The organism is Parasediminibacterium sp. HNIBRBA5674 (assembly GCF_056745525.1).
Genome location: NZ_JBQWIE010000081.1, coordinates 1 through 2,042, shown reverse-complemented (window position 1 = coordinate 2,042; position 2,042 = coordinate 1). Strand labels below are relative to the sequence as shown.

At 33.8% G+C, this 2,042-nt stretch carries 3 protein-coding genes; 2 read left to right on the top strand and 1 reads right to left on the bottom strand.

Annotated features, from left to right (window positions below; translation table 11 throughout):
• Nucleotides 1-133 precede the first annotated feature (133 nt).
• Together ACT9TX_RS18300 and ACT9TX_RS18295 are read left to right on the top strand one after the other, a co-directional pair.
• Entirely contained in the window at nt 134-907 is a 774-nt protein-coding gene (locus tag ACT9TX_RS18300) for a hypothetical protein (protein WP_481340535.1), read from the top strand.
• Nucleotides 907-1,257 (top strand): type II toxin-antitoxin system PemK/MazF family toxin, encoded by a 351-nt coding sequence (locus ACT9TX_RS18295; RefSeq protein WP_481340533.1) that lies wholly within the window; start codon nt 907-909, stop codon nt 1,255-1,257. Before ACT9TX_RS18300 ends, ACT9TX_RS18295 begins: the two co-directional genes overlap by 1 nt.
• 232 nt (nt 1,258-1,489) lie before the next feature.
• Here ACT9TX_RS18295 and ACT9TX_RS18290 read toward each other — a convergent pair whose 3' ends face one another.
• A complete protein-coding gene (locus tag ACT9TX_RS18290) occupies nt 1,490-1,981 on the bottom strand; it encodes a flavin reductase family protein (protein ID WP_481340531.1) in 492 nt (163 codons plus the stop codon).
• Between the last annotated feature and the right edge of the window lie 61 nt (nt 1,982-2,042).

Below are 2,042 nucleotides of genomic sequence, written 5' to 3'. Positions count from 1 at the left end.
ACCAAAAAGCCTTCACTCAACATCCAAATGGAAGATTCTAAACAACTTTGCTTAGCACCTTAAACCGAACTCACGTTGAATTAACCATTTCACATTGGTATTCTATAAAAAATAGTGCTAAATTTGCGACCAAATGATAGCAACAGCAAAAAATTATGATGTAATCTGCTTTCAGTTGAGAAATAACCTGTATTCTCAACTTCAAAGCCCTTTAAAGAAGGACCTAAATCGTCTTTCTAGCGACATAAAAACGCTTATCATTTCGGGAGAAAAAATTAAAGCTCAATCAACTAATATGCTCAATCAGGTTTTTAACTTGAGAATTAAAGCATTGAAATGGTTGTCTGCTGACACAAATTTTGATTATTTAGAAATGTTCAAGGACATTTTCCCTCAAATAGAAGAATTAAGGTCAAACAAAAAACTTGAAGTTTTAACTGATAACATTCTTTTTGCTTTGCGTTGCAACCAAAGAGTCGTAGAGTCTATTATGAGCTCAAATGAGTTTTCACCAGACACATTCTCTTCAAATCTTGAACAACTTCCAGACATAACCTATTCACAATTTATTGCTTCATTAGCATTTGCAAATCTTGATGACGAAACAACACAAAAGATTGTTGATTGGACAAACTCTTCCCTTCACATAGAGTTTGTATTAGTTGCAACAGACATTATTAGCGATGAAAAATTAAAAATTTCTGATAAAACTATTAATGAATTAGCGTTTCTTATTGCTGATGCAGCACAAGAATATTCTGCATTGGCGACAGAATTAGGAATTTTAAAATCCCATTCAACAAGACAATCATTTTCCAACTTGTCATTTGACAATAGCTTCATCAAAGAACAAAAACAATTTGCTGATTTGGGCTTGGACGATTTTGCTTTAAATCTATCAAACTAATGAAGCAAAATTATACTAAAGGGGAAATCATTAATGTCAATCTTGGCATTCCACCTAAAGAAATAAAAGGTCACGAACAAGGAATGGAAAGGCCTTGTGTTGTAATCAAATCATTCAATAATCTTGACTTGGCTGTTGTAGTACCATTGACAACCAAAGAAGCAAAATATAGTCTTTTCACAATCGTAAAAATTTTAAAAGGTAGTGCAGGACTTACTGCTGACAGTTACGCATTGTGCCATCAAATCAGAACAATTTCGTTTGACAGAATTACAAGTAAACGAGCAAAATTAGATAACAAAGACATCTTAAAAATCCATTCAGTTCTCATTGACACATTAGAACTCTAACTCAATAGGGCTTCAGCTAACATTGGGTTTTGTGCAAGTTGGGCAGACGAAATAACAATGAGCATTTGTAATTCTGTTCAGCTTTTGTTCGGGCAGGACGTACATCGCTGAACTTTTGTACTTAACTTCAACTTTATATTTTCAATTAGCAGCGGTTTCTGGCAGACGGAATTCTATTTCCCAACCTGCATAAAGCCCTGCTCGTTAGCTGCAACCCTATGTGGACACTGCATTACAGCGGAAAACATTTTTCATCATCAACAGTAAACAAATTGGTGGACACACAATAATCTGAACCAGCCATTCGACCAATTGCTTTCAAATTTGACTGATTAATCCTAAAATTATTTTCTAAAAGTTCATCTGAAATGTACAAGTGTTTGACAATCCCAATTATGAGTTTTGAAATGCCGACTTCTACAACTTTAAAAGTTTCACACTCAAAAGACACAGGCGACTCTTTTACACGAAAAGGTTTTACGGTTAGACTTTTTTCCTTTGTAAGTCCTGAATATTCAAATTCAGACACACCATAATCTAAAACAGTTGCTGTTTTTGCCATCTTGACTACCATTGCTTCATTGACAATATTAATGACAAATTCACTTTTTACTTCTGCAATAATGTTTGTGAAAGTATCTTTATTTGACCTATTCGGTTTTATCCCAGCCACGGAAAATGACAACGCAATTGGGTTATGACCTACAATAGACCTCTTCGACAATTGTATTCAGATACAAAAACAAGTTTTTTTTCGTTTTATTACTAAAATGAAACTATGTTTT